Source organism: Rickettsia honei RB, from assembly GCF_000263055.1.
GTDB lineage: Bacteria > Pseudomonadota > Alphaproteobacteria > Rickettsiales > Rickettsiaceae > Rickettsia > Rickettsia rickettsii.
The window spans coordinates 115,986-140,181 of record NZ_AJTT01000003.1; the positions used below are offsets into that span (position 1 = coordinate 115,986).

Below are 24,196 nucleotides of genomic sequence, written 5' to 3' on the forward strand. Positions count from 1 at the left end.
ATAGATAAACAATAAACAATATTCTGATTTACAGGGTATTTTTAAAAAGTTACAAGAGACACAAATACAAAAAGTAAATTCAGAAATTCATCATTATAAACAGGAAGATGATTTACATTTTTATATGGTAAAAGTCAACGGAGCGAATATGTCTGCTTGGCAAGATTTTTTGGGTAAGCAGAGTAGCTTTCAAAGTGCTTATCAAGGTAATGATCTGGTGATAAAAATTTTTAAGGGGAAGTATGCCTTTTCCGCTAGCTTAGATTATCATGATCAAGGCTTAACCGACCAATAAAATATGACTCGCGTGATACTTCTCATCTATAGAGATGTTTATAACCATGCTGACTTCTCAAAATGCAAGCTTTATTTCGCATTCTGGTATAGCAAGACTTCCAATATATCAAGAAAAACCTTTTATTATAAAACATAAAAATCTTGCAGTTAAACTTCATAGTTTTATTGCCGCCTGTGCCAAAGATATGTATTCTAATAAAAAAGAATATATGATTACTGTACCGGTAAAAGAAATGACACAAATAATTCTTAAAGAATATGAGAAAAAAGGAGTTTTAGAAAAATATATATAGGACATCAGCAAGAAAATTTAGATAATAAACAAACCCCTATAAAAGTTATTGAGGATAATGACAAAACTTTATTTAGTCTTTATGATAAAAACGGTAATATATTACATGCATTAACTAGTGCACAAATGGAAGGAGAATTCGCTTGGTTTTGCAAACATCCGTATCTATGCAGGGGGCAAGGTAAAAGGTGCACCGTTCGTTACTTGTCATTTAGAAACATTAGCAACACTTGATCCTAAACCTAATTCTATAGAACATGAATATTATTCAGAAATAATTGGTAATTTATAAGATTTACTATAACTCTTATTTAAGGTTAAAATAATAATCGCAATACTCTTTAATAGGGCAGATGTCGCAATTGGGTTTTCTAGCTTTGCATATATATCTGCCGTGTAGAATTAGCCAGTGATGGGCATGCGTTAGCCATTTTTTATCGATAATCTGCAGTAGCTCTTTTTCTACTATTTCAGGAGTACCGCCTTTAGCAAGCCCGATTCTGTTGGCTACTCTAAAGACATGCGTATCAACTGCCATTGTAGGCATGCCGAATAAGCAATTTAGTACAACATTAGCAGTTTTTCTGCCAACGCCCGGTAGTTTAATTAATGCCTTAAAATCATTCGGTACTGAAGCTTGATAATTGCTTATCAATATTTTACATAATGCGATAATATTTTTTGCTTTGCTGTTAAATAGTCCTATAGATTTTATATATTTTTTAAGTCCTTCTTCGCCGAGTTCTAAAATTTTTTCTGGTGTATCATAAGTTTCAAATAAAGATTTAGTTGCTAAATTTACTGATATATCGGTGGCTTGAGCAGATAATATTACCGCTACTAATAAGGTAAAATCATTCTTATATATTAATTCGGTTTTCGGATTTGGATTATTCTTGCTAAAAATCTCAAAAATTTTATTCACTATTTGTGCTTGCATATATTACTATAGAAAGTGTATTTTAGAAGATAAATTATTGAGTCTTAAAATGCTAGAAAATAAAAATTTTAAATTTATAGAAAATGAGATAAAAAATAATAAAGTAGTATTGTTCATGAAAGGTATTAAAAAGTCGCCTGCATGCGGATTTTCAGGAACCGTAGTAGCTATTTTGAATAAATTAGGTGTAGAATTTCGTGATATTAATGTACTTTTTGATGCTGAATTACGTGAAGATTTAAAAAAATTTAGCGACTGGCCGACATTCCCACAATTATACATTAACGGAGAATTAGTCGGCGGGTGTGATATTGCTAGAGAGTTATATCAAAGTGGAGAACTTGAGAAGATGTTGAAAGCGTATACTCGGTGAATTTCAAAAATTGGCGTATTCGTCTAGCAAGTTCTGCGGTGTTCACGTATTCAGTATACGCTCCGCTCCTCGCCTTGCAGACTCCTTGCTCTTTTTGAAATTGACCTTCGTATACTCTACTCAACTTAATATTTTAAGTACATAAACATATAAAAACATGAGCAAATATTTAGAATACCCCGAAGTAGAAAGTAAAGAGCAGCCGCCGAAGAAGCTAGTAGTATTACTGCACGGTGTCGGCTCGGACGGACATGATTTAATAGGACTTGTGCCTTATATCAAAAATTATTTACCCAATTGTCATTTTATTTCCCCGCATGGTATCGAAGCTTATGATATGATGCCTTATGGTAGACAATGGTTTAGTTTGCAAGACCGCAGCCCGCATATTATGGTAAAGCTAATTGCAAATAATATTTCTAAGGTTGAAGATATAATAAAGCAAAAGCAGGACAAGTTAAATCTAACCAACAAAGATACTATCATTATTGGCTTTTCTCAAGGTACGATGATAGGATTATATTTAACACTAGTTCAAAAAGAGCCGTTTTTCTGTACTATAGGTTTTTCGGGTGCATTAATTCCACCTATGGAAGTTAATAATAAGCTTACTCCTATATGCTTGATTCATGGGGAATTAGATGAGGTGGTCGGTGTTAGCGAGATGTATAATGCTTCAAACTATTTATCTAAGCTGCATATAGAGTATAGCGGACATAAATTAACGTCTCTTGCTCATTCAATAGATGGACGGGGGCTTGAGATTGCGATTAATTTTATAAATAACCGTCATTGCGAGCAGCCGTAGGCTGCGTGGCAATCTCAGGATTTTGGTATGAGATTGCTTCGTCAAAATTTTCAATTTTTCCTCGCAATGATGATTAGATATCCACACAACAAAACCAAAAAAATATGAGGATGAATGAATATTTTTAATAATAATTTACGCGAAACGGATAAAGAGATTAATGAAATAATAAAGCATGAAAAGCTACGTCAAAGTAGCGTAATCGAGCTTATTGCATCAGAAAATTTCGTAAGTCCTGCTGTGCTTGAAGCTCAAGGGGCGCTTCTGACTAACAAATATGCCGAAGGATACCCAAGTAAGCGATTCTATAACGGTTGCGAGGAAGTAGATAAAGCTGAAAATTTAGCTATAGAACGAGTAAAAAAACTCTTTAACTGCAAATATGCAAATGTCCAACCTCATTCAGGATCACAAGCAAATCAGGCTGTATATCTTGCTTTATTACAGCCGGGTGATACGGTTCTTGGTATGTCCTTAGATAGCGGCGGGCATCTAACGCACGGTGCAGCTCCTAATATGTCTGGTAAATGGTTTAACGCCGTTTCTTATAGCGTAAATAAAGAGACTTATTTAATCGATTATGATGAGATTGAACGCTTAGCGGATTTGCATAAACCAAAATTACTTATAGCCGGTTTTTCTGCTTATCCTCGTAATATTGATTTTGCAAAATTTAGAGAAATCGTGGATAAAGTAGGAGCTTACTTTATGGCAGATATTGCTCATATTGCAGGACTTGTTGCCACAGGTGAGCATCAAAGCCCTATTCCTTACGCTCATGCTGTTACCTCTACTACTCATAAAACACTTAGAGGTCCAAGAGGTGGTTTAATTTTATCTAACGATGAAGAGATAGGTCACAAAATAAATTCTGCATTATTTCCAGGACTACAAGGTGGTCCATTAATGCATATAATAGCTGCAAAAGCCGTAGCTTTTTTAGAAAATTTGCAGCCTGAATATAAAAGTTATATTCAGCAGGTAATAAGTAACGCTAAAGCTTTAGCAAGTAGCTTGCAAGAAAGAGGATATGATATATTAACAGGTGGTACCGATAATCATATTGTTTTAGTGGATTTGCGTAAAGACGGAATCACTGGTAAGCTTGCCGCAAATTCTTTGGATAGAGCAGGGATTACGTGTAATAAGAATGCTATCCCGTTTGATGAAACTTCGCCTTTTATCACTTCAGGTATTCGCCTTGGTACTCCCGCATGTACTACTAGAGGCTTTAAAGAAAAGGATTTTGTATTAGTCGGTCATATGGTAGCAGATATTTTAGACGGCTTAAAAAATAATGAAGATAATAGCGCTCTTGAGCAGAAAGTATTAAATGAAGTGACAAAATTAATTGAATTATTTCCGTTTTATGGCTAATTTAAATAAACGACCTGATTGGATAAAAGTAAAAGCTCCTAATTCTACAGAGTACTATAATACAAAAGATTTAATAAAGAATCTGAGATTAAATACTGTGTGCGAGGAAGCTGCTTGTCCTAATATTGGTGAGTGCTGGTCAAAAAAACATACAACTGTGATGATTTTAGGTTCGGTTTGTACTAGAGCTTGTAGGTTTTGTAACGTTAAAACGGGTAGACCGGATTTACTTGATCCGTATGAACCGCAAAGGTTAGCGGAGGCGGTACAAAAGCTAAATCTTAAGCATGTAGTAATTACTTCCGTCGATCGTGATGATCTTGAGGATGGCGGAGCGTCACATTTTGCGGATTGTATTAGTGAAATCCGAAAATCATCGCCAAATACTACTATTGAGATTCTAACACCCGATTTTTTAAGAAAAGAAGGAGCAGCTGAAATAATAGCAAACGCAAAACCTGACGTTTTTAACCATAATGTCGAAACAGTACCGTCTTTATACAAAACGATTAGACCGGGGGCTAGATATTATAATTCTTTAAGCTTACTTCATAATATTAAAAAATTATCTCCTGAAATTTTTACAAAATCCGGTATGATGGTAGGACTTGGGGAAGAAATAAATGAAGTAGTACAGGTTATAGATGATTTAAGAGAAGCAAAGGTTGATTTCCTAACTATCGGGCAGTATCTGCAGCCTACCAAAAATCATGCTGAGGTCGCAAAATATGTTACGCCGGAAGAGTTTAAATATCTAGAGCGAGTAGCAAAAACAAAAGGATTCTTGATGGTTTCGGCAAGCCCGCTAACCCGTTCTTCATACCATGCCGATGAGGATTTTCAAAAATTAAAAGAGAATTACCAACAAAAACTGGTGTCTTAAAATACATGCTTATTGCCTGTGTGGTCAGTTTTCATAGCTATTATCTTTGTTTACTAAAGTAAATAATCCTTATGTTGATTAATTTATATATATGATATCATACGTGTAACACACGTGTATACGAGTATTTTATGCAGAAGAAATTGACAATTACTATAGATGAAGCGGTTTATTATAGGCTTTATTCTGTAATAGGTGAGCGTAAAATTAGCAAATTTATTGAGCAACTTTTTGTAAAACCTTATGTAATTAATGAGAAGCTTGGAGCCGCTTACAAAGCCATGGCTCAAGATACAAAAGCTGAGGAGAAGGCCGATGAGTGGGTAGAAGGGTTAATAGAACGCGATTTTTATGAAAAGAGCTGAGGTATGGTGGTCGACTTTAATCCTTTGTTAGGTGGGAAGTCGCTAAGGTAAGATCGGCAATAATTACTCAAATGCTTCATTAAATCGTGTGCAAGTAATACCTTTAACTAGTAACATCGATAAATGCTATCCTTGTGAAGCCTACGTAATGATAGGTAGCACAAAAGGTAAAGCCATGACTGATCGAATAATGACAGTAAGCAAATTAAGATTAAAATCTAAAATTAACTTTATCTCTAATGAAGATATACAGCTTTTAAAATATGCTCTTAAGTTACAGCTAAGTCTATAACGACTATTTATTCAATATTTGGTACAATGATAAACGTAGAAATTGTAAGAAACTACAACAAATGGCGTGAGCATAAGCAGATAAATAAGAGTTTAATCAAAAAAATAACTCAAAATATTTTATTGCGGTTTGATAATTTTAGTAAAATAAAACAATTTGAATTATCAATTTTACTAACAAATGCTGCAGAAATATTGACCTTAAACAAACAATTTCGTAATATAGAAAAAGCTACTAACGTTCTTTCTTTTCCAAGCAACGAATTAAATTGGCAGGATTTATATTCTAAACTTGAATTTTTAGGTGACTCTGATTATATGCATTTAGGTGATATAGCATTTTGTTATGAGGTAATATATAATGAATCGTGCGAGCAGCACAAAACTTTTGAGAATCATTTTATTCATCTTTTAATACATAGTATTTTACACTTAATTGGTTTTGATCATCAAAATGACACAGAAGCAAATATTATGGAAAATCTAGAAATTGAAATATTATCATATTTCGGTATTTTCCCCCCTTATTAACTAAATAAAAAAATTTATGTTAAAATCTTCAAAAAAAGAAGATTCTAGTAAAAAAAATCAAAATAATAAGTTAATTTTTATTGTACGAAAATTATTCTCTCCGATAAAAAATTTTTTTAGAAAAACAAAAACGCCCGATAATTTTTTTGGTGTCATAAAACGCCTTAAAATTAATAGCCAAAAAATGACTTTAGACGAGCGTAATATTTTAGCTAATTTATTGGAGCTAGAAGATAAAACTATTGAAGATATAATGGTACCGCGTTCCGATATTGCGGCAATAAAATTAACTACGAATCTAGAAGAATTAAGTGAGTCTATTAAGTTAGAAGTCCCACATACACGAACTCTTATATATGACGGTACTTTGGATAATGTAGTAGGGTTCATTCATATCAAGGATTTATTTAAAGCATTGGCTACAAAGCAAAACGGTCGTTTAAAAAAGCTTATACGTAAGCATATAATTGCAGCTCCTTCTATGAAATTATTAGATTTGCTAGCAAAAATGCGTCGTGAGAGAACACATATTGCAATAGTTGTTGATGAGTATGGCGGTACTGACGGTTTAGTTACTATTGAAGATCTTATAGAAGAAATAGTAGGACGAATAGATGATGAGCATGATCAGCAATTAGATAGCGATAATTTCAAGGTTATTAATAACTCAACAATTATTTCAAATGCACGTGTTGAAGTAGAAGTGCTTGAAGAAATAATAGGAGAAAAGCTACACAATGATTATGATGAGTTTGATACGATAGGTGGATTAGTATTGACTAGAGTCAGTAGTGTGCCGGCTATCGGTACTAGAATAGATATTTCAGAAAATATTGAAATTGAAGTTACGGACGCAACTCCTCGTTCTTTAAAACAAGTCAAAATTAGACTAAAAAACGGTTTGAATGGTCAATGAATACGAATTTAGAGTCGGTGTGTCCTCTAAATTCGTTAAAAATATTTTATTATTATATTGCAGCTTGTGCTTCATTTCCTATCATCGGACTTTCTTGCGAAGTTGCGTCTGTATAATGCTCATATGCTAGAATTGCTCCCATTGTTGCTAATATATCGGCACCACATTTGAGAATAAAAGCCGGAGATTTAAGTAAATCACCTGCTATCACATAAATTCCAACAGCACATGCTCTTACTACTGCAAGCTTACCATACCAAGGGGTTGGTATCATCACTTCTACATAACTCGACTATTTTGTTAAGCATAAAAATAAACCTAATTAGTTAATATTAAATTTTAGTTATGCGATATATAACTAAACATTAACTAATTGTCAATGATAATTACCATGAAACATGGACAATATAATTTTATGAAATTATTTTCATTTGACTTAGCAGAGAAATTTGAGTTAAATATCGAAGCTCTATACATAAAAAATTATCATTATGAATGAATTACATATTAAACTACAAAATTACAGTAGTACATATCCTGAAGAAATTGTTACAAAAACAAAAATGCTTGAATTTTTAAATGAATATGAAAACCCTTTTAGCTGAGATTTACAAATAGGACATTTCACTGCTTCGGCTTTTTTACTTAATAATGATAAAACTAAATTTTTATTGATGCACCATAAAAAGCTTGATAAGTGGCTTCAACCAGGTGGTCATTGTGATGGAGATAGTAATATATTAAATGTAGCGGTTAAAGAAGCTATAGAAGAATCCGGAATTAATGAAATCAAAACGATAAATAAGGAGATTTTTGATATAGACACCCATTATATTCCGCGAACTCATAAGGAGCCTGCTCATTATCACTATGATGTACGATTTTTACTAAAAACAGTAAATAATGATAATTTTATAAAAAATAACGAATCGAATGAACTTAAATGGTTTAACTTTTCTGATTATTCAAAATTAGATATTGAGCTAGAACGTTCCGTTACTAGAATGATAGAAAAGTTTATGACAATTAACCATCCTGCTTGTTAAATATAAATTATTGCCCTATAATAAATAGCGTTTTTTAAATAAAATGTAAATCAAATGCCATCATCTAGAATTTTTTCATTCCGTAGTAAGAACAAGGAAGATAATACTCCAAAAAACCTAGAAATTACGCATCCAGATTCAATTAATAAGAACAGATATCCGAACTCTCTAGCAGGCGAAGTTGTTACTATTAAACTTAAGACTCAACCTCAGCCTCATAATTTTATAAAGAGGGAAAAAGTTACCCTAACTTAATTTAAACCGCCTTCTTCTCAAAGTAAAGACGAATTTGATCCTATCTTAAAAGATGTTGAAAATATCTTAAAGGATTTTGAGATTTTCTTAGATAATATAGAGACTAAAGCTTTAGGAGAGATTGATTCATAGTAACATCGATAGTTTTATGCTGTAAGGTTCCTAGCTAAAAAGGGCATTACCCGCGTGGATCAAAAAACGCGTTCGGTGTCATACCGTGGCTTGACTACGGTATCTTGGTCACAGACTTGTATTCTTAGATCCCGTGGTCAAGTCGCGGGATGACAATAATTTATTTTATGCTATTTTTTGATATTCAAAATATATTTTTCTTACTGCATAAATCCACGCTAAGCATACAAAAGTAAATACCACCATTAGAATTGGTGAGATTAAGGTAAAAGTAGCGGTTGGAACTAAAGTAAAAATAATAGATTGCACAAGACCGCTAGAGGATTTGCCGACTTTTGCACTTATCACGTCAACCGCAGCTTTGCCTTTGGTTTTAAGTTCCTCATCAAGAGGGATATATAACATTTCTCTTGAAGTATCCCATATAGAATATTTAGTACCTTTAGCTAAAATATTTTGAATACCACCGATTGAAACGGCAAGAGCAAGAGGTGACATTAAAATTGCTCCATCAAATAATGATAAAATTTGTTGGTCAAATACGATAAGTACAAAGAACAAAATGCCGGTCACCATTATTATAACCGGTGAAATAACTGCTGCTACAAACCAGTTGTGCATACGCATAATGTTATTACCGATGATGGTCATAACCATTATTGCCACGCCTGTCCAAAGTATATACAGACTGTTAAATTCAGCATAGGTATTTACAGTCGGATATAATTCCTTAATTTTTGCTTTCCATACGGCTTCGACTAAGTTAATAGCAAATCCGAAAGCTGCCGAACAAATTAAAAGTAGCCATAAATATTTTGATTTCGCAATATATTTAAAGCTTTTAATTAGCCCCATACGTTCTGAAGTTGATCTACCGCTTTTTGCTTTAGCATAAAATAACGGATTAGTAAAAACGTTCTTGCTAATAAATCTAACTAACAAACAACAAATAATAGCAACAATTGCCACAATTGTTGTGGATACTTGAACTAAAGTGATTTTACTATCCGAAATACTCATAAACTTCTTAATAATAGTATCTTCCGATGATAGATTCATCATTAAAAAGCCGACTAATATTAAAGAAGAGTTGCCGAATAGCGAAAAGAGAGTATAAAATCTTTTTGCTTCTTCGGTAGTAGTAAGTTCATTAGCAAACTGCCAAAATAATAATACGTAAAAAATATTAGGCCAAAGCTCGGCAAGACTATAATATACTATATAACCCCAATTACCTACTAATGAGATGTACCACTTAAAATGAGGATAACGTTCCATCCAGTCAGCTAGATTATCGGGATGTACATGAAAAATATGAATATTAGGATAGATTACAAAAGTGAATAAAACAAAAAAGCTGATAAAAAATGCACTTAAATAATAAAAGATCTTTTCAAAAGTAAGATAATTAATCATTTTAGCATAAATAATCACGAATAAAGCAGCGGCAGGCGTAACGCAATAAACTTTAGCAAAACCTGCTATTTCTGCACTAATCTCGGAGATTAAAATACTATCTTTTAAGATTCGTAAAACATTTTGATTAAATAAAATACAAAACATTAAGGTACTCATCGGAATAAACTTTCCGAGTTCGTAATTATGCACAGGCCAAAATGCCGCTCTGAATTTGTTTTTAAACGATCGTGATGAGGTACTTAGCATTATAAATCCCTAAGGACAAAAAAAAACTTAAGCACTTCAAGATTTTATGAAAAGATATTTCCCCTAAGACTTTAGAGCCTATATACTTGTTATTACATTCTGAAGGTGCTGAACTTATACAATATATTTAGCCTTTTGTCAAGAATTACTAATATAAGATTAGATACTCTCAATGCTAGATAGTAATAAACTACAGGAATATTTTGACCTTTATAATAATTATACAAAAACACATAATTTAGGTAATTAATATTTAAAATCAGGTAAAATAGTAATGCAAACAGAGCATTATAGGGCGTTGTATTACTCGGCGTTATCCCGTGGTTTGTCCAGAGGTTCCAGTAAAAATAAATTAAAAATGGATTCCCGCTTTCGTGAGAATGACAAAGGGGAAGTCGGGAATGACATAGCAAGAAGTCAGGATGACATCAAAACTTTCCTAATCATCCTCTCTATCTTCAACTCACTGGAAATATTTTTTTTAGCTCGTGACAAAAGTTTTATTGAAAATTTGAGAAGCTACGGTGAAGTTTATTTAATAGATTGGCTAGAGATTGAGGAACCTAAATATTTACTAGACGACTATGTGCATAAAATAATCGAAGTAATAGATAATTTGAAAATTAAAGACATTAATTTAATAGGTCATTGTATCGGCGGTAACCTTGCGATAGCTACAAACGTACTTATGCCTAAATTTATCAAAACTCTGACTTTACTTACCTGCCTGTGGGATTTTTCTCATTTTTTCTATATAAGAATGTTGCATCGATATTTAAAACTAGATAGTGGCATAGACAATTTACCGATACTTCCTAAAATTCATATTCAAATTTTATTCCCTGATTATTTCAATGCTAAATTAAAAAAATTTTTCTCTATAACTTCCGATAAGGAGCAAGAATTAGCATTGAGAATAGAGAATTGGCTTATGTCAGGTAATAGTATATCTAAGGAGGTTTATAATCAAATTATACAAAATATATTAGATGAAAATATGTTTATAAATCTTAAATGGAAAATCGAATAATTTTATTATTGATCCGAGTTTAATTCATTGTCCTGTATATATATTAGTAGCAGCAGAAGATGATCAAATAGTACCTAAATTTTCCATTTTATCTTTGCAAAAATTATTAAAAAACTCTAAGCTTATAGATGTAGCAGGTGGACATATTAGTTATTTAATAAATGATAAACTATATTAATTGTTTAAGGAGTACACATTATGACAAAACCGGTTTATATAACTTATGCGAAAAGGACTGCTTTCGGCTCGTTTATAGGTAGCCTTAGTACAACGGCTGCACCTATGCTTGCTGCTCATTTAATAAAGGATATACTGCAAAACAGCAAAATCGATCCAGCTTTAGTAGGTGAGGTAATCCTTGGACAGGTAATAACCGGCGGTAGCGGGCAGAATCCGGCGAGGCAAACTCTGATTTATGCGGGAATACCGAAAGAAGTGCCGGGCTATACGATTAATAAAGTATGCGGCTCAGGTCTTAAAAGCGTAGTACTTGCAGCAAATTCAATTATGACGGGTGATAATGAAATAGTTATAGCAGGTGGGCAGGAGAATATGTCGCTCGGTATGCACGGTAGCTATATCAGAGCAGGAGCCAAATTCGGCGATATTAAAATGGTTGATCTAATGCAGTATGACGGATTAACCGATGTATTTTCAGGAGTATTTATGGGTATTACAGCCGAAAATATCTCGAAACAGTTTAATATTAGCAGACAACAGCAGGACGAGTTTGCCTTAAGCTCTCACAAGAAAGCAGCTAAAGCACAGCTAGCAGGAGTTTTTAAAGATGAAATCTTACCTATCGAAGTAACGATTAAAAAAACTACTAGTTTGTTTGATCATGATGAAACAGTAAGACCTGATATCAGCCTTGAAATTCTGAGTAAATTACGTCCTGCTTTTGATAAAGACGGTGTAGTTACAGCGGGTAATGCTTCCTCTATTAATGACGGTGCGGCATGTCTTATGGTAGTTTCCGAAGAAGCTTTGAAAAAGCATAATTTAACGCCGCTAGCTCGTATTGTTTCTTATGCTTCAGCCGGTGTTGATCCAAGTATTATGGGTACTGCCCCTGTTCCTGCATCCAAAAAAGCCTTAAGTAAAGCAGGTTGGAGCGTTAATGATTTAGAAGTTATTGAGGTTAATGAGGCGTTTGCCGCTCAAAGTATTTATGTAAACCGTGAAATGAAATGGGATATGGAGAAGGTTAATGTTAACGGTGGAGCAATAGCCATCGGTCATCCGATCGGGGCAAGCGGCGGACGTGTACTTATTACTCTGGTACACGGCTTACGCAGAGCTAAAGCTAAAAAAGGCTTAGTTACTTTATGTATCGGTGGCGGTATGGGTATGGCTATGTGCGTTGAAGCGGTTTAAATGTGCATTTGACTATATAGGAATTCATTGCTTTATTTGCTAAAGAAGAAAGTTGTATTCATCTGAATTAACTATAGTTCATTGTAATATATATCTGATCTAATATCTCTACAACCTAATAATGCATCATTACAATGTGTTATTGTATTTATAAACTCATGAAAGGTAGAAAAATGAGAGAATGCCTTCGGTTCATAACTCTCCTAATAATTTTCTGCTTCTTCTATATTATTACAAACACGCTTTAGCTTTTGACCAAAATATTTAGGAATGTTCCCTAAATTTTTTGCCTAACTCCATACCATAAAATAGTTAGGATTAAAATCAGTAGAATCTATAAGAGGAGTTAGTTTAAAATGCTTCAATAAATTAGAAAAGTTATTTATGAGCTTATGAGAGGCTAACGCTTCATTGGGTATATAATTCTCATCATCAAATTGATGAAATATTTTTAATCTTTTTAGGCATATAGGTATCTCTTTTGCAAGTTCCATATAACGGAGAAGATAGAAATTGGGTATTAAAAAGGTATAAGTTTGATTGCTTTTAAGCCATTCCTGGTCATTATTTATTATTTGTGCATCTTCAATTGGATATGCATCATTCCCATCAATTAAACAAGACAATATATAACTTAAGGTAGAGAATTGTATGCTTGGTGACCAGTTTATAGGATTCCAATAAGACCAAATGCTAGACACTATATATTTAATAATTTCCTTATTATTTTGCATTTATTATCTCCTATTTGGGTTAAGGAAATATATTAAATGAATTTATAAAATACTAAATTTTATTAAATCATTAATAATTTGGTGATAATTGTGTTAATTATACACATCTTTATATGCTATAAATGGTAACATTAAAAAGTTGTTTACTTCTTCTAGTGTCATACTTAGGATATTTCTATTTTAAGTGTACACTTCTTTTGATGTACAATCAATCTGATGAATTAAATCTATCCTCGGTGTATGGAAGATTATTGAAGTACTAACTCCTAATAAAAACGAAAATTTAAATAGATATTTTGACATTATTAGAGAACATACCGATAAAAAAGGCAGTTTTAGTTGCAAACTGGATAAGAAAGAAACACTTTGTTCTTAAAAGATGCTTAGTTTGTGGATAAAACAAAACTCGGTATTGATCTTGAGAAAAACGAAGTAGCAGTTCATTGGCATATTTATCTCGGTTATTTAAAATGGTCGGAAGCTGCACTTGATATTTTAAAGAAAATCCAAAATATAACTAAATTAGATCAAGAGTTCTTAAATGATTATAATAACCATCAAGATAAGCAAGAGCAACCGACAAACACCTATTGCTGGTTTAACTATAGATGAAAACGGTAAATATATTGAAGGATTGATGGTTATCTCTACTGCTGCTTATGCTCTCGGTAGAATCATGAGAGATGAGTTCCAAGAAAAAGAATTAAAAGATTTACCAAATTTTGTAGATAATAATAACAGCCTAATAGAGGAAGTATTTTCAGAAAGTGAGAGATATATTTTAAGGATAAAAAGCAATATTCTTGAGTTAAAACTCTAGATTTAAAAATGATTAATCTTATGATTGATCTTGTAGTGCAGAAGTTAGAAATTGAAAAATATTTATTTAGCCGCTCTGAAATATGCTTAAGAAGAGTTACCTCGCATAAAAAGAAAAAAGATAAACCGGTAATTTATAATTTTGCCGCTCCTTCCTTAGAAATGTTTAATAGTTTTTTTCTAAGACCATTAGATTTTGTACGAAGTAATATAGAAAAATTTGACTCGGAATCAGCAATTGCCAAATATCTCGGTAAAGAAGATAAGCCGGATTCCATAGATGTTTTAAAGCATCAAGAAAGTCTACAAGAACTGTTATCTCCATTTATGATGCAACCGACGCGTTGGTGTTCATCGCCGAGTCACTGTCTTGCGGTACTGCAAGCTGTTGCGATTAATTTGGTATTACCCTCTTTTCAGGAAAGCTTTTTGCTGTTAATGGTCCACCTGGTACAGGAAAACCACTATACTTTTTGATCTTATAGCAAATATCTATGTAGATCGTGCTTCATATTTAGCAACTTTAGAAGATCCTAAGGAGGGGTTTCAAAATAAACAATCTTCCTTACATACACCAAATTTTGATTATCATGTTAATTCTTTAAAACCGGAATTACAAACTTAAGGTATGGTTGTTGCATCATCTAATAACAATGCCGTTAAAATATATCTAAAGAAATATCGTTATATAGTAAAATAGATAAGCTATATCATAAAGATTTCAGTTATTTTAAATAACTTTTATTGAAAGAGGAAAAAGAGAAAGATAGGGGTATAGTTGCTGCGGTGCTCGTTAATCATGGAAATAAAAAGAGATTTTCAAATAAGTGTTGGAAATATAAAGATGAAGAAGAAAACGATGATAAGAATGATGAAAAACATACAATGCTGCAATATCTTAATCTGCTAGTTAATAATAAATGTAAAGATAAAGCCCCTGCACATTTTAAACCTGAATATTGTAATTCTATAGATGAAATTAATAATGAATGGAAAGAAGCGTGTGCTGGTTTTAACAATTTATACAGTGAAATTCATGAAGTTTATGAAAATATTGCATCAGTTATGGAATTTAATAAAAAGAAAAGAGAGTTAATTAAGGAAGAGGATTTAGGAGTGATATATGCAGAAAAAAAGAAGAGTAAAATGAGTTAGAATTAGAGCTTGATTATAAAAGCTCTAAAATACTTGAAATTGATTGTGAAATAACATTATTAAATTTGGGTTTTTTTGAAAAAATTCATGCATTTTTTAAAACCGCAAAATACAATTCTTGCTATGAGCAAAAACGGGATTTAATTAAGCTAAAAAATAAATCTTCAGAAGAAATTGACCGGATAAAAACTGATATTAAGAATATTAAAGCTGCAATTAAGAAAATTGAAGCTTCTGTAGAAGAAATAAAACAGCTTAACGACGATATAAGCTTGGCTATCTTAAGTTTAAAAGATAAATATTTTAATATTAAGGATTTTGAAGAAGATTTATTTTGGAAAAATTGGCAAGAAAATTTTTAACTTACAAGATTGCTTGGCAAAATTTCTTTATGGTCATACCTGTTGTGTCTACAACTTTTCACTCATTCGATAAAATGTTGGCAACATCCGAGCATAATGAAATTCCTTGGTTATTTATTGATGAAGCAGGGCAGATACCGCTACAATACGCAGCTAGTGCTATTTACAAATCAAAAAAAGTCGTAGTAGTCGTTGATCCGCTGCAAACAGATCCTATTTCTATATTAAAGCAAGATTTAATGAACAAATTATGTGAACATTTTAAGGTTTCATATCCTGAGTGGTCACCTTCGGAAGTTTCATTGCAAAACCTAGCTGACCGTAATTCTTTATGTCAAACAAAAATAGATGATGTTACGGTTGGTTTCCCTTTATGAGTGCATAGAAGATGCCAAAATCTGATGTTTAAAATATGTAACAAAATAGCTTACGGTGTGACAAAATGATTTTTGCTACCTCTGACTGTAACTCTGATATTAGAACGATTTTAGGTACTTCAAAATGGATAGATATAAAAGATAATAAGGTTCAACGTTATAAATATGCATCGGAAGCCGAATTTCAAAAATTACTAGAGTTATTAAAACCAAGTATTAAAAGAGAAAAATGGGGATGATTTGCTCAAACAAATTTACATTATTACAATGTATAAAGATTACAGCGAATCTATTCGTAGAAAATTGAATGAAATATATGACGATTCAAGATATGAGAAAACAATTACTACTAGGAGTTCAGCATCCTCTTGATAAAGGTGCACGAAATATAATGACACAAAAGCCAAACGTCTTAAACGTCGGTATTAGCAGAGCTAAAAATAACCTTTATATTATCGGTATCCTTGAGATTTGGCTGAAACATAAATATATGCCGGAAATCTATGCTTGGTGATAAAGATTATACTTAGATAGCACTACAAGAATTGGTTAACTGTCTAGACTGGCGGGGGGATACGTTATGCAAACCCTTAACCAGTTTAGATTAGCCTTGATTCAGGCTACGCTTAGGCCTGTTTATGCATTAGTACCAGCTCCAAATATTTAGTTTAAATATATTTATACCCCATGCTCATTAGTCCGGCTAAAATAAGCTCCTTATTATCATTATTAATTGCTTCGTAGATTAAATTAGGGCTTAGTAATGTAGTGGCCACTTGTAGCAATTCTGGATTATTGAAAAGTGGTTGGTAATAAATCCTTTGCTATAAATGTAATTATACTAGTGGATTCGTTTATGTCTTGAAGTATTATTGTCTCAATTTTCTTTCTTAAATCTATAACTGTTCCTTTAGTAATTTTGCCATCTAAAAGTTTCCCCATCCAGTTTGTTATTTGCTCTATACTAACATTGTTTTCTAAAGTTTGTACTTTACTTGATATTTCGTTTATTTGTGTTTGTATCACTGCACTATACTTTAATGTTAGCAGTTTCTAATTTCGTAATTATTTTTTTACTGTTGCGTTGAATATATTTAACTCTTGTTGCGTTTGTTTTTCTGCCATTTCATTAACTTCATCTTCTAAATCTACAACTGTCCCTTCGGTAATTTCGTTTCCTATAAGTTCTGTTATACTTTGAGTTATATTTATTATGTCGTTTTTATCTGTTAGCTTCTGAACCTTATTAAGTATTCTATATAAGCTATTCTCTATTATGGATTATGGGCTTGTCTGCTTCATCAATATTAGTACTATTTTGTAAGTTAAAAATTATCTTGCCTATTATTTGGTAAATATTTGCTTCCTCTGCAATAATAAGTTTTTCGTCCTCGTTCTTATATATATATTTGTTTTATTGAATTGATTATTTAGCTCATTTATTCTTAAAGTTAATAAGTCATATATATTTTTAAAATTATTTTTTATAACTAAATTTAATACTGTTTCACCTTTATTATTAACATGATGAATAGCTTGAATAGTCGTTCTAGGTATTAATATAACTCACAAATCCTTTCTAAACCATTCCATACAGCTAAAGTTAAGGCTATAGTACCAATAAGTTTTGGTAATAGTATTAATAGCCGGATCGCTCATTAGAGGGATTAGTTGCATGCATACTTTACTTAAGCCTTTACTAGCAGCATAAGTTAAAACCGTTTCACCATTATTAATAGTACTAATAGCCTGATTAGACATTTTAGAGATTAGTTGCAAACTTTATCTAATCCTTTATAAGCAGCTAAAGTTAAAGCCGTATCGCTGTTATCGTCTATCTTGTTAAGCATGTCACCGTTTAGCTCTTTAACTAAATTTTCTGCTTCTTCTTCCTTACTTTCTTTTATTACTAAAATTAGTTGATTATATTTTAGCTCATCAAGCTTGAGGTTTTGCTGTTGTTTTTCTTGTTCTTCCAATAGTTTTCTTTTTTCTTCCTCTACTTGTTGTGTTTCTAGTTCTTGCTTTTGCTGTTCTTCATATTTCTTTTCTGCTTTTTTTGGTTATAGTTTTATTTCTGTACAGATATTCATTAATTATTTTAAATGTTGCCTCGCCTATGTTGTGCCAAGGAAGATAAAGCGACGTTAAAGATTGATTACCGCTTAAGCTTGTTGCTAAGTCTCTTGTTCCAGCATCTCCTATTTGGTTATTCCAAAGACTAAGCGACGTTAAAGATCTATTAGCTTTAAGTGCTGCAGCTAAATCTTTTGCTTGTTCATCAGTTATATTTTTATTACTAAGGTCACTTGTTGTACTTTCGGATAATCTTTTGTGCCAGTTTGTTTTAAAAATGTTTAGTATGAACATAATTATATCCTTATTAAATTCTATAAATTTTAATATTTTGTTAAAAATGAGCTATAGACAGAATCATAATAAGAAACTTTAAGAATGCAATAGAAATTTAACTAAAAGCATAAATAAATTGGAATTGATTTAGGGAATTTTTGAATATATAGAAGATTAAGAGAGATAATTTTAATAAATGATAATAATTACAATTAGTAATTTAATATAGTAGTTAAGTATTTTAAACAATCAGTTACTACATTGGCAGCAACCGCAATCTCATTAGCAATTGAGGTTGTGCCTGTTGCACTTAAGAACAATGACCGCTCTATTTGCCGGTGTGTCACTAAGTATAGTACCGGACAATTTTTAAAAAGCCCTAGATGTTATCCCTGCGAAAGCAGGGATCCAGGCTAAAAAATCTTAATTTTAAAGATTTTTTATTATATCATTTTTTTCAAGGTAAAACTTTTAAAAAAGCTTTAAAGTACTGGATTTCCGCTTTCGCAGGAAGGCATTGTTGTGTGGATCAATTTCACCTCTGTCATCCCGTGGCTTGACCACAGGGTCCATAAAAACAATAAAAAATACTAATAATTTTAGTATTTTTAACTGGATCCCGAGGTCAAGCCACGGGATGACAGAGGTGAAATTGATCCACACAACAATGTCTCGCGGGAATGACAGTAGCACCTCAAATTGTTTGATTAAATCAGTCATAATTTAATCCTTTAAATAATATCTCAACTAATAAGCTATAATTATTGCATAATAATTACTGTAAGTTGAGTATTGAAGTGTTATAATATCTTATGTGGGTTCGTCCTTTCCCACCAATGAGCTGAAGAGGTCGTTTACTGGAGCGGGATACGATTTTGTATGTTGTGATTGCGTAGTTAACGCCTTAGATTTATTTCTTAATTTCTGTTATGCATCTCGATTATATACCAGCTACCGGCTTCATCTTTAACCTTTAAATCAAATATGCTTTTTTTTCCTTTATTGAGCATAGGTACTTGCTCTATGGGCATAAACTCTATTTCTTTAATTCTTAAAACCCTCCTGAAGTTCAAGAACTGCATTGATACATTCCTTTAATCTCTCTAAATCACGAAAGATTTTTTTTAACAAACTATCATTCGTTGGGTCTAAATATCTTTGCATATTAATTACTACTTTTAGTATTGCTTATATTATTTTCTATATTTAGTAATTATGGCTTTTGATATCTTAACTTATGTAATTTTCGAATAAACCGTAATTTTTTGGTGTGTAATTGCTACTCATATATAAATTCTATTAAACCTAAGGTTATAGGAGATAAACCTTATATTATATAGTGTATTATAGCTTTTCCTACTTATGATTTAGCAAATTTTTATAATTTATGTTGTAATCAAAAGCTGAAATAGCTAGGTTATTTTGAATAAATAGAATTTAACTATATGTAAGAAGTAAAAAATGAAAGAACAAAAATTATTTATAAATGATATGAATTATATAAATCAACACTTGGAAATACAGAAGGAGTACAAGGTTGGTGTTGGGGTTTGTGTCACAAATACGATAGTGGTTTACCTTATGTTTCTTGGCATACTAATGAAGATATAAATGATATAAGAAGGACAGTTTCGTAAGGCGTAAATAATATATTTAATGAAGTAATAGATGGTTTTCGCAACATAAGTGATTAAAATTGGCTACCTTAGTAACACAATTAAAAGATTTAGTAGCAAATGATAAAGTAAAATTAGGATGTACCATGTGTAATAATGGTAGCATAGACTGTATTAATAAAGAAGAAACGTTGAAATTTTTAAACCTTTATATTTCCGACCCAACCCTTGAGCTTTATTTAAGTCCTTACTCAATTTTGGTAATAGGTGCAATTTTTATACACAAAAACTGAAAAATTGTGGTATAAACAATTAATTCTATTAAAAAAAATTTTTACAAAAAGCCCTCCAATCCCTTATTTTACGAGGAATAGCCCCTAGTTTGTATAGCGTACATATTTTTAGAAAAAAAATGGCTAAAATTGGTGAAATTTGTAGAAAATAACGTATAAGTAACAGAAAATATTAGAGAAAAGTCTAGCATAAACTAACATATGAATAGCATAGAACATATTAGTAGGTTTGTATTAAGAGCTAAAATCCTTGTTACATTAAGGCAATAAGGCGACAATGTGTATTTGCAAACCTAAATTTGAAATGTGGAAATCTTGATTACTCCTTGGCTTTTCCATTCGATAAACTACAAGAATTGGCTAACTGTCCAGACTGGCGGAGAGAGAGGGATTCGAACCCTCGATACGGTATGACCCGTATAACGGTTTAGCAAACCGCCGCCTTCGGCCACTCGGCCATCTCTCCGATTATGGCTTTACTTTATATCATCTAATAAGCAAAATTTCTAGAATTATTTTATAATTTTTCTAACTAAATATAATCATTTTCCGGCTTTACGGAATTGCCCATAATCAAAGCTTCCTTATCACATCCGGATAGCCCTTTAAAGTCCATATACCAATAACTAGGTAAATCATCCCAACTACGGAAATATTCAATATATTTGTAAAACTGTTTAGCCTTGGATTCGAGAGTTTTAATATCCGTGTTATCATCACAAATATCAAAAAGTTGTTGGGTTATGTAATAAATAGATTTAGTATCATTTTTATATTTATCTATTAAGTACTCTATAATTTCGATTCGCTTGTTTAAGCTAAGATTATAAGAGTCTGAAATTAACAATTTTATAAAATTCTCACTATCACTACAGATGCTAAATAATATGTTCTGAATGTTCTCAAATAATTTCTGATATTTGACTAAAAATCTATTCCAAGTTATTGCTTTAAGATTGACAAAACTCTTATAGTCTTTTGGTTGGCATTCGGGAATATATTTTTGTAACGGAAAAATTGAGGTTATCTAAATTTTGATGAAAATTGTTTAATTCTTCAAAATATGCAGCCATAAAAATGATTGTACACTGAGTAATAAGAAAATCTACAAAATAAAATTGATAAATAAATTTGATGATATTTGAATATCTGCTACTAACTTGCTGTCTAGTTTTCTAATATCATTTACTATATCACCTATATATTTTAACTCTTCATCCGTGTGATCTACATATTTAATATTTAAATCTTCAAAGGTAATAACTTATACCTTCGGCTATTTTATCTATTATTGTATAGTTTTTAATTATAGGTTCTTCATAATTAGCAATAATATAAATTTCCGGATTATATATATCTTTGAAGTTATTTCGCAGCATATTTTTTACTGCTTTTACCGTATTTTGATTTAGATAATCAAGCTCTAATATATGAGAATATTGGTAAGTAATAAACTTGCATGATCTATTTTATTAAAAGGAGCAACATACCATGGATATTCACCTTCTTTAATGTCTTTTTGGATAAGCGCAATTATAACATTCTTCTTTTAAAAATGTATCATTAGTATCTGTTAAGGCTAAATTTTAAAATCCTCGATTACCTTGTCTAAATAGCTCTGCCAACCACTAGTGAATAATTCTAGCAATTGCTTAAAAAAACTAAAACTAATTTGCATATAATAATATTAAGTTAATTTAAAAACTGTATGAATCAGAAGTTATTAGAGACAGTTATTGACTAACGTTATCTAAACAATGCTGTAGTTCTTCTAAATTACTTATATTACTTAACTTATATGGATAATTAATTTTCCGGAGCATATTTGTTAGTACGCTTCCTGCCCCTATTTCTACTATATGAGCGATTTCTAATTTGTGAAATAGTTCTAAAGTTTCACGCCATCTAACGCGCCCGCATATCTGAAGCATTAAATTTTGTTTGATTTCTGTAGGATCTAGAGTAGGTTTTGCGGTATAATTTTGGATTATCGGTATCAGAGGTTTATTAATTACAGCTTTATCAAGAGCTACTCGCATTTTTTCTTCTGCCGGCTTCATTAAGCTACAATGAAATGGAGCACTGACTTTCAGCTTTATCGCTTTATAACCTAAATCTTTAATTATACTAATAGCATGATCTATAGCTGTGGTCTTGCCGCTAATAACTATTTGTCCTTCGATGTTATCGTTGGCAATTTGGCATAAATTTATTTTGTTGATCTCTTCTAATATTTCTTCAAGTTTTTGAAGCGGAATATTGATACAAGCCGCCATGCTTCCCTCACCTTCAGGACATGCTTCCTGCATAGATGTACTACGTATATGAAGTAGTTTTGCTGCTGTCTCAAGGTTAATACTTTCGGTGCTACATAAAGCACTATATTCACCTAGCGAATGACCGGCAGCATAATCGCAAAGACTATCCAAACTTTTACCGGTTTCAGCTTTGATAATATTTATTATTGCCATAGATACTGCCATTAATGCCGGTTGTGCGTTAGTGGTTAAGGTAAGTTCTTCAGAAGGTCCATTAAAAATTATATCAGTGAGTTTTCGGTTTAGTACTTCATCAACGATTTGAAAAGTTTCTTTGGCTGGTTTAAAATTATCATAAAAATCTTTTCCCATGCCGATCAATTGCAACCCTTGACCGGGGAAGATAAAAGCTGTTTTCATATTTTGTATTATCGATTGAGTTTATTAATAGATTTTATTAAAATTTTCTAAAATAGTCAAATTATTTTAAGCATTTTAACACTGTTTTTCAATTTTTACGCTATATATAATTTTTACAAAAGTATTAATTTTTCTTAGCTCTATAACTTGATTACTTCCAACTAGTACTATAAATTAAACTAAGAAAATATAAACAATGAAATTAGTTATGAAGTTATAAAGAGTATTTTAAACAGTTAGAAAGTACAGCTTTTGGTCCGTGGCTTGCTGCATTTAAAAAATTATTTAGTAAAGAGGCATTAGAAGAGGAAATACTGAATATAAAACTAAAGGAATCTGAAAAGCAAGAGGTTAATAAAAAAGATTTAGTTATTTTATCTAATAATGTTATTGAAATTGGACAAAAAGATACAATAGCACATGAAATTTCAAGAGTTAACCAATATAAAGAAAATATAGGTTTGGTATTTACTCTAATTACCAATATTCAATTAGAAAAATTTGCAGAATTTATCTCTAATTTACCGAAAAAACATAGTGAATTTAAGGATTACTTTCGTAGTGAAGAACAAAAAGATGGTTTTTTTAAAAGAAGATGCTTATAAAAAAGTTGTTAATAAAGGTAAATTAGTTGAAAAATTCCAAAACTCATATAAATATAATTATGAAAAAATAGAACAAAATGTTCATGAATTACAAGCTTATTTAGATTCATATGAATATAATTGTGGTATCCTTAAATCTGATTTATTAAGGCATGATTATTATCATAATGCATAAATTATTATGCTATCTATTTTAGAAGTAGCGGTTTCAATAAAAATCTTATTAATTTTCTTATGACAATATCTATAAATGATTTAAATTTAAGATATAGGAGTTAAGTTGAAAAAATAAATGTTACTACTATTATGTAGTATCTAACTAAATTCTGTGAAATTAATGATGTTTGATCAGTTAAATATCTTATATCCTCTGTTAATAAGTATTTTTATTTTTCTTGTTGTAGTTGTTATTTCTAAAATAACAAAGTATAAACAAGCCTTAAAAGAAAAAAATTTAAGTATTATTCCTTATGACCTTTGTCATAAGCATAATGCAGGGATGGTAATTGTTTAACCTTTCTATTTTAATGCTTGCTTTATTTTCAAAGAAACTTTCTAAAATTTTTAACATAAGACGCTATTTAAATATATGTGCGTCTTAATAGTCTATTATATTTAATATAGCAG

General features: G+C 31.3%; 38 protein-coding genes, 1 tRNA gene and 1 pseudogene. 27 read left to right on the forward strand and 13 right to left on the reverse strand.

Features of this window, described 5'->3' with window-relative positions:
• The first annotated feature begins 124 nt into the window (after positions 1–124).
• From WSW_RS1000000112005 to WSW_RS1000000113035, 3 genes are all read left to right on the forward strand, one after another.
• Positions 125–295 (forward strand): hypothetical protein, encoded by a 171-nt coding sequence (locus WSW_RS1000000112005; protein ID WP_016917170.1) that lies wholly within the window; start codon positions 125–127, stop codon positions 293–295.
• Positions 296–341: 46 nt separating this feature from the next.
• The gene (locus WSW_RS1000000113030; RefSeq protein ID WP_016917171.1) at positions 342–590 is read left to right on the forward strand and encodes a hypothetical protein; all 249 of its coding nucleotides are present in this window, start codon (positions 342–344) and stop codon (positions 588–590) included.
• 117 nt (positions 591–707) lie between these two features.
• Complete coding sequence (locus tag WSW_RS1000000113035) at positions 708–881, forward strand: hypothetical protein (protein WP_016917172.1); 174 nt, start codon at positions 708–710, stop codon at positions 879–881.
• 15 nt (positions 882–896) lie between these two features.
• Here the strand turns inward: WSW_RS1000000113035 and nth are convergent, their stop codons facing one another.
• The gene (gene nth / locus WSW_RS0104015) at positions 897–1,529 is read right to left on the reverse strand and encodes an endonuclease III (RefSeq protein WP_029374982.1); all 633 of its coding nucleotides are present in this window, start codon (positions 1,527–1,529) and stop codon (positions 897–899) included.
• A 49-nt stretch (positions 1,530–1,578) separates the two neighbouring features.
• On the opposite strand from nth, the gene grxD reads away from it, so the two are divergent.
• The 8 genes from grxD to tlyC all read left to right on the forward strand — a co-directional run bounded on the left by grxD (position 1,579) and on the right by tlyC (position 7,073).
• Positions 1,579–1,902 carry a Grx4 family monothiol glutaredoxin gene (grxD, locus tag WSW_RS0104020; RefSeq protein WP_012151266.1) on the forward strand — a complete coding sequence of 108 codons (324 nt, stop codon included), beginning with the start codon at positions 1,579–1,581 and terminating at the stop codon, positions 1,900–1,902.
• A gap of 157 nt (positions 1,903–2,059) precedes the next feature.
• Positions 2,060–2,710, forward strand: a complete 651-nt coding sequence (locus WSW_RS0104025) for an alpha/beta hydrolase family protein (protein ID WP_016917173.1) — start codon at positions 2,060–2,062, stop codon at positions 2,708–2,710.
• A gap of 114 nt (positions 2,711–2,824) precedes the next feature.
• The gene (gene glyA / locus WSW_RS0104030) at positions 2,825–4,087 is read left to right on the forward strand and encodes a serine hydroxymethyltransferase (RefSeq protein WP_016917174.1); all 1,263 of its coding nucleotides are present in this window, start codon (positions 2,825–2,827) and stop codon (positions 4,085–4,087) included.
• Entirely contained in the window at positions 4,080–4,970 is an 891-nt protein-coding gene (gene lipA, locus WSW_RS0104035) for a lipoyl synthase (protein WP_016917175.1), read from the forward strand. Before glyA ends, lipA begins: the two co-directional genes overlap by 8 nt.
• Positions 4,971–5,101: 131 nt before the next feature.
• Positions 5,102–5,335, forward strand: coding sequence for a hypothetical protein (locus WSW_RS0104040; protein ID WP_029374983.1), 234 nt, complete (start codon positions 5,102–5,104; stop codon positions 5,333–5,335).
• A 52-nt stretch (positions 5,336–5,387) separates the two neighbouring features.
• Positions 5,388–5,627: a type II toxin-antitoxin system PemK/MazF family toxin gene (locus tag WSW_RS1000000110650; protein WP_083832933.1), complete on the forward strand. Its 240-nt coding sequence runs from the start codon at positions 5,388–5,390 to the stop codon at positions 5,625–5,627.
• A 26-nt stretch (positions 5,628–5,653) separates the two neighbouring features.
• Positions 5,654–6,157, forward strand: a complete 504-nt coding sequence (gene ybeY, locus WSW_RS0104050) for an rRNA maturation RNase YbeY (protein ID WP_010977713.1) — start codon at positions 5,654–5,656, stop codon at positions 6,155–6,157.
• Between the two features lie 16 nt (positions 6,158–6,173).
• A complete protein-coding gene (tlyC, locus tag WSW_RS0104055; protein WP_016917178.1) occupies positions 6,174–7,073 on the forward strand; it encodes a hemolysin C in 900 nt (299 codons plus the stop codon).
• A gap of 52 nt (positions 7,074–7,125) precedes the next feature.
• Here tlyC and WSW_RS0104060 read toward each other — a convergent pair whose 3' ends face one another.
• Positions 7,126–7,347: a hypothetical protein gene (locus WSW_RS0104060; protein ID WP_016917179.1), complete on the reverse strand. Its 222-nt coding sequence runs from the start codon at positions 7,345–7,347 to the stop codon at positions 7,126–7,128.
• 217 nt (positions 7,348–7,564) lie between these two features.
• Between WSW_RS0104060 and WSW_RS0104070 the strand changes: the two genes are divergently transcribed.
• A complete protein-coding gene (locus tag WSW_RS0104070) occupies positions 7,565–7,678 on the forward strand; it encodes a hypothetical protein (RefSeq protein ID WP_014014742.1) in 114 nt (37 codons plus the stop codon).
• A gap of 9 nt (positions 7,679–7,687) precedes the next feature.
• Positions 7,688–8,119, forward strand: coding sequence for an NUDIX hydrolase (locus WSW_RS0104075; RefSeq protein ID WP_081463632.1), 432 nt, complete (start codon positions 7,688–7,690; stop codon positions 8,117–8,119).
• 552 nt (positions 8,120–8,671) lie between these two features.
• On the opposite strand, the gene tlc5 is transcribed toward WSW_RS0104075, so the two are convergent.
• Entirely contained in the window at positions 8,672–10,171 is a 1,500-nt protein-coding gene (gene tlc5 / locus WSW_RS0104085; RefSeq protein ID WP_014419937.1) for a GTP/GDP exchange transporter Tlc5, read from the reverse strand.
• A 358-nt stretch (positions 10,172–10,529) separates the two neighbouring features.
• On the opposite strand from tlc5, the gene WSW_RS0104090 reads away from it, so the two are divergent.
• The 3 genes from WSW_RS0104090 (at position 10,530) to WSW_RS0104095 (ending at position 12,578) form a co-directional block, all read left to right on the forward strand.
• Positions 10,530–11,201, forward strand: a complete 672-nt coding sequence (locus WSW_RS0104090; protein ID WP_016917182.1) for an alpha/beta hydrolase — start codon at positions 10,530–10,532, stop codon at positions 11,199–11,201.
• Positions 11,202–11,295: 94 nt separating this feature from the next.
• On the forward strand, positions 11,296–11,379 hold the full coding sequence (locus tag WSW_RS1000000113040) for a hypothetical protein (RefSeq protein ID WP_238528511.1): 84 nt from the start codon (positions 11,296–11,298) through the stop codon (positions 11,377–11,379).
• Positions 11,380–11,399: 20 nt separating this feature from the next.
• Positions 11,400–12,578, forward strand: a complete 1,179-nt coding sequence (locus WSW_RS0104095) for an acetyl-CoA C-acetyltransferase (RefSeq protein WP_016917183.1) — start codon at positions 11,400–11,402, stop codon at positions 12,576–12,578.
• 290 nt (positions 12,579–12,868) lie between these two features.
• On the opposite strand, the gene WSW_RS1000000113045 is transcribed toward WSW_RS0104095, so the two are convergent.
• The gene (locus WSW_RS1000000113045) at positions 12,869–13,312 is read right to left on the reverse strand and encodes a hypothetical protein (RefSeq protein ID WP_016917184.1); all 444 of its coding nucleotides are present in this window, start codon (positions 13,310–13,312) and stop codon (positions 12,869–12,871) included.
• Between the two features lie 390 nt (positions 13,313–13,702).
• On the opposite strand from WSW_RS1000000113045, the gene WSW_RS0104105 reads away from it, so the two are divergent.
• From WSW_RS0104105 to WSW_RS1000000109405, 8 genes are all read left to right on the forward strand, one after another.
• Positions 13,703–13,924 (forward strand): hypothetical protein, encoded by a 222-nt coding sequence (locus WSW_RS0104105; protein WP_010977702.1) that lies wholly within the window; start codon positions 13,703–13,705, stop codon positions 13,922–13,924.
• Positions 13,854–14,132, forward strand: a complete 279-nt coding sequence (locus tag WSW_RS0104110; protein ID WP_238528498.1) for a cytochrome P450 — start codon at positions 13,854–13,856, stop codon at positions 14,130–14,132. The genes WSW_RS0104105 and WSW_RS0104110 overlap by 71 nt, the downstream gene beginning before the upstream one ends.
• 8 nt (positions 14,133–14,140) lie before the next feature.
• On the forward strand, positions 14,141–14,608 hold the full coding sequence (locus tag WSW_RS0104115) for a hypothetical protein (RefSeq protein ID WP_029374985.1): 468 nt from the start codon (positions 14,141–14,143) through the stop codon (positions 14,606–14,608).
• A gap of 267 nt (positions 14,609–14,875) precedes the next feature.
• Positions 14,876–15,286 carry a hypothetical protein gene (locus WSW_RS0104120; protein WP_016917186.1) on the forward strand — a complete coding sequence of 137 codons (411 nt, stop codon included), beginning with the start codon at positions 14,876–14,878 and terminating at the stop codon, positions 15,284–15,286.
• 65 nt (positions 15,287–15,351) lie between these two features.
• Complete coding sequence (locus WSW_RS0104125; RefSeq protein WP_016917187.1) at positions 15,352–15,648, forward strand: hypothetical protein; 297 nt, start codon at positions 15,352–15,354, stop codon at positions 15,646–15,648.
• Positions 15,630–16,025, forward strand: a complete 396-nt coding sequence (locus tag WSW_RS0104130; RefSeq protein WP_016917188.1) for a DNA2/NAM7 family helicase — start codon at positions 15,630–15,632, stop codon at positions 16,023–16,025. The genes WSW_RS0104125 and WSW_RS0104130 overlap by 19 nt, the downstream gene beginning before the upstream one ends.
• 65 nt (positions 16,026–16,090) lie before the next feature.
• Positions 16,091–16,264 (forward strand): hypothetical protein, encoded by a 174-nt coding sequence (locus WSW_RS1000000112010; protein WP_016917189.1) that lies wholly within the window; start codon positions 16,091–16,093, stop codon positions 16,262–16,264.
• 77 nt (positions 16,265–16,341) lie between these two features.
• Complete coding sequence (locus WSW_RS1000000109405) at positions 16,342–16,539, forward strand: hypothetical protein (protein WP_238528500.1); 198 nt, start codon at positions 16,342–16,344, stop codon at positions 16,537–16,539.
• 278 nt (positions 16,540–16,817) lie between these two features.
• Here the strand turns inward: WSW_RS1000000109405 and WSW_RS0104145 are convergent, their stop codons facing one another.
• The 5 genes and pseudogenes from WSW_RS0104145 to WSW_RS1000000113925 all read right to left on the reverse strand — a co-directional run bounded on the left by WSW_RS0104145 (position 16,818) and on the right by WSW_RS1000000113925 (position 19,541).
• Complete coding sequence (locus WSW_RS0104145) at positions 16,818–17,051, reverse strand: hypothetical protein (protein WP_016917191.1); 234 nt, start codon at positions 17,049–17,051, stop codon at positions 16,818–16,820.
• 540 nt (positions 17,052–17,591) lie between these two features.
• Entirely contained in the window at positions 17,592–17,804 is a 213-nt protein-coding gene (locus WSW_RS0104150; RefSeq protein WP_238528501.1) for a hypothetical protein, read from the reverse strand.
• Positions 17,795–18,004: a hypothetical protein gene (locus WSW_RS0104155; RefSeq protein WP_029374987.1), complete on the reverse strand. Its 210-nt coding sequence runs from the start codon at positions 18,002–18,004 to the stop codon at positions 17,795–17,797. Before WSW_RS0104155 ends, WSW_RS0104150 begins: the two co-directional genes overlap by 10 nt.
• 58 nt (positions 18,005–18,062) lie before the next feature.
• The gene (locus WSW_RS0104160) at positions 18,063–18,395 is read right to left on the reverse strand and encodes a hypothetical protein (protein WP_016917192.1); all 333 of its coding nucleotides are present in this window, start codon (positions 18,393–18,395) and stop codon (positions 18,063–18,065) included.
• 899 nt (positions 18,396–19,294) lie between these two features.
• Positions 19,295–19,541: pseudogene (locus WSW_RS1000000113925) on the reverse strand (PD-(D/E)XK nuclease family transposase).
• A 532-nt stretch (positions 19,542–20,073) separates the two neighbouring features.
• Between WSW_RS1000000113925 and WSW_RS0104180 the strand changes: the two are divergent.
• Positions 20,074–20,286, forward strand: coding sequence for a hypothetical protein (locus tag WSW_RS0104180; protein WP_016917196.1), 213 nt, complete (start codon positions 20,074–20,076; stop codon positions 20,284–20,286).
• 374 nt (positions 20,287–20,660) lie between these two features.
• Here the strand turns inward: WSW_RS0104180 and WSW_RS0104185 are convergent.
• The 4 genes from WSW_RS0104185 to fabD form a co-directional block, all read right to left on the reverse strand.
• Positions 20,661–20,752, reverse strand: a tRNA-Ser gene (locus tag WSW_RS0104185).
• Positions 20,753–20,818: 66 nt separating this feature from the next.
• On the reverse strand, positions 20,819–21,133 hold the full coding sequence (locus tag WSW_RS0104190) for a hypothetical protein (protein WP_016917197.1): 315 nt from the start codon (positions 21,131–21,133) through the stop codon (positions 20,819–20,821).
• A gap of 403 nt (positions 21,134–21,536) precedes the next feature.
• On the reverse strand, positions 21,537–21,665 hold the full coding sequence (locus WSW_RS1000000113610) for a hypothetical protein (protein ID WP_016917198.1): 129 nt from the start codon (positions 21,663–21,665) through the stop codon (positions 21,537–21,539).
• A gap of 354 nt (positions 21,666–22,019) precedes the next feature.
• Positions 22,020–22,964: an ACP S-malonyltransferase gene (gene fabD, locus WSW_RS0104205; protein ID WP_016917199.1), complete on the reverse strand. Its 945-nt coding sequence runs from the start codon at positions 22,962–22,964 to the stop codon at positions 22,020–22,022.
• A gap of 561 nt (positions 22,965–23,525) precedes the next feature.
• Here fabD and WSW_RS1000000113055 point away from each other — a divergent pair.
• Both WSW_RS1000000113055 and WSW_RS1000000111640 read left to right on the forward strand, forming a co-directional pair.
• On the forward strand, positions 23,526–23,744 hold the full coding sequence (locus WSW_RS1000000113055) for a hypothetical protein (protein WP_238528503.1): 219 nt from the start codon (positions 23,526–23,528) through the stop codon (positions 23,742–23,744).
• A gap of 162 nt (positions 23,745–23,906) precedes the next feature.
• Complete coding sequence (locus WSW_RS1000000111640; RefSeq protein WP_156793062.1) at positions 23,907–24,083, forward strand: hypothetical protein; 177 nt, start codon at positions 23,907–23,909, stop codon at positions 24,081–24,083.
• Positions 24,084–24,196 lie beyond the last annotated feature (113 nt).

Excerpts from the sequence above, each read along its gene's own strand:
- nth (WP_029374982.1), bottom strand. The coding sequence starts at position 1,529 with ATGCAAGCACAAATAGTGAATAAAATTTTTGAGATTTTTAGCAAGAAT.
- WSW_RS0104090 (WP_016917182.1), top strand. The coding sequence starts at position 10,530 with ATGGATTCCCGCTTTCGTGAGAATGACAAAGGGGAAGTCGGGAATGAC.
- grxD (WP_012151266.1), top strand. The coding sequence starts at position 1,579 with ATGCTAGAAAATAAAAATTTTAAATTTATAGAAAATGAGATAAAAAAT.
- WSW_RS0104115 (WP_029374985.1), top strand. The coding sequence starts at position 14,141 with ATGATTAATCTTATGATTGATCTTGTAGTGCAGAAGTTAGAAATTGAA.
- tlc5 (WP_014419937.1), bottom strand. The coding sequence starts at position 10,171 with ATGCTAAGTACCTCATCACGATCGTTTAAAAACAAATTCAGAGCGGCA.
- tlyC (WP_016917178.1), top strand. The coding sequence starts at position 6,174 with ATGTTAAAATCTTCAAAAAAAGAAGATTCTAGTAAAAAAAATCAAAAT.
- WSW_RS0104095 (WP_016917183.1), top strand. The coding sequence starts at position 11,400 with ATGACAAAACCGGTTTATATAACTTATGCGAAAAGGACTGCTTTCGGC.
- glyA (WP_016917174.1), top strand. The coding sequence starts at position 2,825 with ATGAATATTTTTAATAATAATTTACGCGAAACGGATAAAGAGATTAAT.
- WSW_RS0104110 (WP_238528498.1), top strand. The coding sequence starts at position 13,854 with ATGATTATAATAACCATCAAGATAAGCAAGAGCAACCGACAAACACCT.
- WSW_RS1000000112005 (WP_016917170.1), top strand. The coding sequence starts at position 125 with ATGGTAAAAGTCAACGGAGCGAATATGTCTGCTTGGCAAGATTTTTTG.
- WSW_RS0104160 (WP_016917192.1), bottom strand. The coding sequence starts at position 18,395 with ATGTTCATACTAAACATTTTTAAAACAAACTGGCACAAAAGATTATCC.
- WSW_RS0104040 (WP_029374983.1), top strand. The coding sequence starts at position 5,102 with ATGCAGAAGAAATTGACAATTACTATAGATGAAGCGGTTTATTATAGG.
- WSW_RS0104060 (WP_016917179.1), bottom strand. The coding sequence starts at position 7,347 with ATGATACCAACCCCTTGGTATGGTAAGCTTGCAGTAGTAAGAGCATGT.
- WSW_RS1000000111640 (WP_156793062.1), top strand. The coding sequence starts at position 23,907 with ATGATGTTTGATCAGTTAAATATCTTATATCCTCTGTTAATAAGTATT.
- WSW_RS0104070 (WP_014014742.1), top strand. The coding sequence starts at position 7,565 with ATGAATGAATTACATATTAAACTACAAAATTACAGTAGTACATATCCT.
- fabD (WP_016917199.1), bottom strand. The coding sequence starts at position 22,964 with ATGAAAACAGCTTTTATCTTCCCCGGTCAAGGGTTGCAATTGATCGGC.
- WSW_RS1000000112010 (WP_016917189.1), top strand. The coding sequence starts at position 16,091 with ATGATTTTTGCTACCTCTGACTGTAACTCTGATATTAGAACGATTTTA.
- WSW_RS1000000109405 (WP_238528500.1), top strand. The coding sequence starts at position 16,342 with ATGACGATTCAAGATATGAGAAAACAATTACTACTAGGAGTTCAGCAT.
- ybeY (WP_010977713.1), top strand. The coding sequence starts at position 5,654 with ATGATAAACGTAGAAATTGTAAGAAACTACAACAAATGGCGTGAGCAT.
- WSW_RS1000000113030 (WP_016917171.1), top strand. The coding sequence starts at position 342 with ATGCTGACTTCTCAAAATGCAAGCTTTATTTCGCATTCTGGTATAGCA.
- WSW_RS1000000113610 (WP_016917198.1), bottom strand. The coding sequence starts at position 21,665 with ATGCTGCGAAATAACTTCAAAGATATATATAATCCGGAAATTTATATT.
- WSW_RS0104025 (WP_016917173.1), top strand. The coding sequence starts at position 2,060 with ATGAGCAAATATTTAGAATACCCCGAAGTAGAAAGTAAAGAGCAGCCG.
- lipA (WP_016917175.1), top strand. The coding sequence starts at position 4,080 with ATGGCTAATTTAAATAAACGACCTGATTGGATAAAAGTAAAAGCTCCT.
- WSW_RS1000000113045 (WP_016917184.1), bottom strand. The coding sequence starts at position 13,312 with ATGCAAAATAATAAGGAAATTATTAAATATATAGTGTCTAGCATTTGG.